The 4,527-nt window shown below is 67.6% G+C and carries 5 protein-coding genes and 1 pseudogene; 2 read left to right on the forward strand and 4 right to left on the reverse strand.

What is annotated here, in order from left to right:
• Positions 1-566: GAF domain-containing protein (locus Q1W68_RS00290; protein WP_300715406.1), on the reverse strand; the 566-nt coding region annotated here is incomplete at its 3' end.
• 473 nt (positions 567-1,039) lie between these two features.
• On the opposite strand from Q1W68_RS00290, the gene pedF reads away from it, so the two are divergent.
• Both pedF and Q1W68_RS00300 read left to right on the forward strand, forming a co-directional pair.
• On the forward strand, positions 1,040-1,531 hold the full coding sequence (gene pedF, locus Q1W68_RS00295) for a cytochrome c-550 PedF (protein ID WP_300648211.1): 492 nt from the start codon (positions 1,040-1,042) through the stop codon (positions 1,529-1,531).
• Positions 1,532-1,575: 44 nt separating this feature from the next.
• Entirely contained in the window at positions 1,576-2,454 is an 879-nt protein-coding gene (locus Q1W68_RS00300) for a transporter substrate-binding domain-containing protein (RefSeq protein WP_300648213.1), read from the forward strand.
• A 67-nt stretch (positions 2,455-2,521) separates the two neighbouring features.
• Here Q1W68_RS00300 and Q1W68_RS00305 read toward each other — a convergent pair whose 3' ends face one another.
• From Q1W68_RS00305 to Q1W68_RS00315, 3 genes and pseudogenes are all read right to left on the reverse strand, one after another.
• Positions 2,522-3,640, reverse strand: coding sequence for a helix-turn-helix domain-containing protein (locus Q1W68_RS00305; protein ID WP_300715405.1), 1,119 nt, complete (start codon positions 3,638-3,640; stop codon positions 2,522-2,524).
• Positions 3,641-3,680: 40 nt separating this feature from the next.
• Positions 3,681-4,373 carry a nucleotidyltransferase family protein gene (locus tag Q1W68_RS00310; RefSeq protein ID WP_300648217.1) on the reverse strand — a complete coding sequence of 231 codons (693 nt, stop codon included), beginning with the start codon at positions 4,371-4,373 and terminating at the stop codon, positions 3,681-3,683.
• Positions 4,370-4,527: pseudogene (locus tag Q1W68_RS00315) on the reverse strand (XdhC family protein); the annotation flags it as partial. The pseudogene Q1W68_RS00315 and the gene Q1W68_RS00310, both read right to left, overlap by 4 nt.

Consider the following 4,527-nt stretch of genomic DNA (forward strand, 5'->3'; position numbering starts at 1 on the left):
AAGATGTCGGCGAACATGTGGTTCTCGATCATCTGCGCCGACATGCGCACCAGCGCCAGCGTGTGCTGGTGGTAGCTGCGGTGGTCGCCGGTCACATCCAGCGCGCCGATCACCTGGCCGTAGGGATCGAAGATGGGCGAGGCCGAACAGGTGAGGAACTTGTTGGCGTTCATGTAGTGCTGACCGCCGTGCACGGTGAGCGCTTCCTCTTCGCTCAGCGCGGTGCCGATCGCGTTGGTGCCCTTGCTTTTTTCCGACCAGTCCATGCCGGGTGTGAGCGCGACCTGCGAGGCGCGCTCCAGGAAATCCATGTCACCCAACGAGTGCAGCACCAGGCCCCTGGCCGAGGTGAGCAGCACCATGCTGTGGGTGTTGACGATCTGGTCGTAGAGCGTTTCCATCACGGGCGCTGCGTGCTGGAACAGGAAGCGGTTTTCTTCCAGCGCATCGGGCAGCACGCCGTGCGTGGGGCTCGAAAAGTCCGGCTCATCGGTCACGGTGATCCCGTACGACTGCGAGCGGCGGTGCGACTGGCCGATGAGATCGTGGTGATCGGCGCCGGGCATGCCTGCGAGCGGTGGCGCGGCGCGGTGACCCGGGTTGGGGCTCGTGAAGAGGGCGGAACTCATGTGGTCTCCAGGGTCCGGGGGAAGGACTCCCCAGCAATCCACCGACCAGTGCGGTTCGTCGGCCGCAGGGTGGTTGGACGCGGTGTGTTCGCGGTCTTGTGGGCTCATGTGATTTTCTTCATAACTGTCACGGGAAACAACACTGGTAATCCCGGTGTGCAACAACCCGGGTCGGGTGTACCAGCGCCCTGGTAGCAAGTAACCTGCCTGCTTTTGCACTACTTTTTCCGGCAGAAAGGTGGTCCAGAAGACACCAGTGGCGCAGACCGGTGTGACACGTGGCGCGCAGAGCCGCTGCGCAATTGATGCAATTTGGTACACGTCGGGTGCATCGGTGCGGGTTTTGACGGAAGGCCTGCTTCTTGCTGACCACCAGCCGTGAACACGCTTTTGACCCTGGAGACACACCGATGAAAACCCGCACCTATTCCCTTTCGAAACGCGCTGCCCGCGGACTGCTCGCACTGGCCGTCACCTGTGGCGTGGCCGCCGTCATGGCGCACGGCGACGTGACCCCGCAGTCGGTGGACACCAGCAGCCTGCCGCAGCTCGGCGCCAAGTGGCTCGACGCCAACCCGTACAGCACCGGCCCGGCCAACAAGGAGGCCCTGCGCATCGGGACCTCGGCCTACAACCAGAACTGCGCGCGCTGCCACGGACTGGAAGCCATCTCGGGCGGCATGTCGCCCGACCTGCGCAAGTTCGACGCCGACTGCACGGGCATGGCCGATGCGGCCAAGAAGGCGGCCTGCTACAAGGAGATGGACGACTTTTACGTGGCCACCGTGCGCCGTGGCCGCGTGCGCGATGGCCGCGTGTACATGCCGCCCTTCGAAGGCACGCTGACGCAGGAAGCCATCTGGTCGATCAAGACCTACCTGGAAACCCGCCGCGAACCGTGATGACCCGCGGGCTGCTTGCGGCCCGCACCCCGAGGAGACAAGACATGACAGACCACAACAAACACCTGGACCGCCGCCAGGTCCTGGCCGGCCTGCTGCCGCTGCTGGCCGGCATGCCGCTGCTGGCGACTGCGCAAACCGAGCTGACCGACCTCGCCAGGATCCGCGCCAGTGGCGTGCTCAAGGTGGCGGTCTACAAGGACAACGCGCCGTTCTCCGACGGCCCGGCCAACGACGTGAAGGGGCTGGACGTGTCGATCGCCGCCGCCCTGGCCAGACAGCTCAATCTCAAGCTCTCGCTGCTGCCGTTCGACGCGGGCGAGAACATGAACGACGACCTGCGCAACATGGTCTGGCGCGGGCATTACCTGGGTTATGGCCCGGCCGACGTGATGCTGCAGGTCCCCGGGGACAAGTACCTCATGGCACGCAACCGCCAGGTGTTGATCCTGGCGCCGTACATGCGCCAGTCGCTGGTGCTCGCCCACGACACCACGCGCATCGCCGAAGTGACCAGCCCGGACGACCTCAAAGGTTTCCAGCTGGCCGCCGAACGCGGGGCGGGGGCGACCAGTGCGCTCATGGGCTACAACGGCGGCCTGCTGCGCGCGCAGGTGGGCATCCACAACACCGGCACACAGGCCGTGCAGGCCATGCTGGACGGCAAGGCGGTGGCGGCCTATGTGACACGCGCGCAGGCCGAGTCGGTGCTCTCGCGTGCCGAGGTCAAGCCCGGGCAGTACCGCCTCACGCCACTGGCGCTGAGCGGCATTCCCGACACCGGATGGCCCGTGGGCATGGCGATCAAGGCCGAGAACAAGGACCTGGGCCAGGCACTGGAAACCGCGCTGCAGTCCATCCGCAGCAGCGGCGAACTGCTCGCGATCTTCAAGCAGCACGGGATGACACTCACCGCGCCCTGAGCGCTTCGCGGTTCGTTGACGCGTGAAACCGGGAAGGCGGCTCTTCGGCCGCCTTTTTTGAGGTGCGTCAGGTGCCGGGTTTCTTGCGCATGAGCTTGCGGTAGACCGTGGCGCGGCTGATGCCCAGCGCCCGAGCGGCCTCCATGACGTTGCCGCGCGCTTGTTCCACCGCCTTGCGGATGAGGGCGGTTTCCACGTCCTTGAGCGGCACGGCCGCGCCCGATGCGTTCATGGGCGAGCGCTCGCCGCCCGCGTTGAGTCGCGCATGCACGTTGAGTCGCAGCCCGGACCACAACGGCACTTCCAGCGCGTTGCGCTGGGCGCGCGCGGCGTCGAACAAGGTCTCCAGCGGCACGGCGAACACATCGGTGCAATGGCCTGCGCGGCCCAGCGGCGTGATGCCCAGCATGTCGGCGGCCGGCCGGTTCAGGCCGGTGATGTGGCCGTCGGCGTCCACACACACCAGACCGTCGCTGTCGCTGCCCAGCGACTGGCCGGGCCAGTTCAGGCTCAGCAGGAGACGGTGGGGTCGGGCCAGCGCCAGCGCGTTTTCGATGCTGCGCGCCGACTGCGTGACCAGGTGCTTGAGGGCGGGTTGTTCGACCACGTTCACGCCGGTGAGGTCGAGCATGCCCACGCACTGGCCGTCAGGTCCCCAGATGGGCGCGCCGGCGCAGCTGTAGACGCTGGTGGCGTCAAAGAAATGTTCGCCACGGTGCAACCACACCGGCTGCAACTCGGCCAGCGTGGTCCCGATGGCGGTGGTGCCCACGGCGCGCTCCGACAGGTCCACCCCCACACGCGCGATGTTGGATGCCTGCGGGTTGTGCCGGTCCACCGGGCCGTTCACGTCGATCACCATGCCGCTGGCGTCGGTGAGGATGGCGAAGTAGCGCGTGTTGGCCATGGCCCGCGTGAGCGACTGGATCACCGGCGCCGCGGCCCGCAGCAGCGGCTGGTTGGCGTCGATGGCGTTGCGCACCACGCTGTGCGTGACCGCGTCGAACGCAATGGGCTGGTGCGGGTTGAAGCCCATGCCCAGGCAGCGACGCCAGGACCGGTCGATCCAAGGTGAGAGTTCCGCCGGCGCGCTGGGCTCGCGCGTGTCCAGCACCGACCTGCGTGCCTGCTCGATCAAGGCCAGGCGGTGCGGGTGGGTCAGGGGTGGCTGGGTGTTCAACGTCACAACGGAATTAAAGCAGCGTTTGAACGTCCCCGCACGGGCATCAACCGCTCACGGGATCGGTGTTAACCCCCGGCGCGGGCTCCGGCCAGCGGCAGACCCAGCCCGTGTCGCGCGCCAGGGCGTTCAGGTCGTCGGGCGTGTCGAGGTCGCGCGTGTGGTGCGGGTTGTCCACGGCCCAGGACAAGGTGGCGTGTGGGTGCGCCGCGCGCCATTGCCGCAAGCTGGAGCCGGGCGAGGCCAGCAGGTCGGAGCGCACCGCGGCGTCGAACATGACCGGATGGCCGGGCACGCCGTTCACCATGGGCACCAGCACCTGGCAGCCGGACGGGCGGCGCTGGAAGGCGTCGAGCACGGCACCGATGTCGGCTGCGTTGATGAGCGGTTGGTCGGCCAGCAGCACCAGGATGGCCTGCACGTCGTTACCAAGCGCGTGCAGCCCGATGTGCAGCGACGAAGCCGGGTCGTCTTCGGGCGCGGGGTTGATCACCTGGCGCGGTGTCAGGTGCTCGGGCCATTGCGCCAGGTGCGCCTGGATCTCGGCGGCGTGGTGGCCGAGCACCATCACCGGCGTGTGCAGCCCCAGGCTGCGCACCGAGCGCACCAGGCGCTCCAGCAGGCTGTGGCCCTCCACCTCCAGCAAACACTTGGCCCGCCCGCCCATGCGCCGGCCGGCGCCGGCGGCCAGGATGAGCACCCCCGTGCGAAGCGGTTGCAATGCCTGGGAGGGACTCACGGTGGGGTGGTGGGCGAAAAGCAGGTCGCGCCCGACGGTTCGGCGGTGTTGTCGGTGCGTGCGTTCTTGGCGTGGGCGACACCCATGTCGCGCGGCAAGGGCACGCCGTTCTTCACCGCCAGCACCTCGGCCATGATGCTCACCGCGATCTCGG

The sequence above is a fragment of the Hydrogenophaga sp. genome, from assembly GCF_030158645.1.
Taxonomy (GTDB): domain Bacteria; phylum Pseudomonadota; class Gammaproteobacteria; order Burkholderiales; family Burkholderiaceae_C; genus Hydrogenophaga.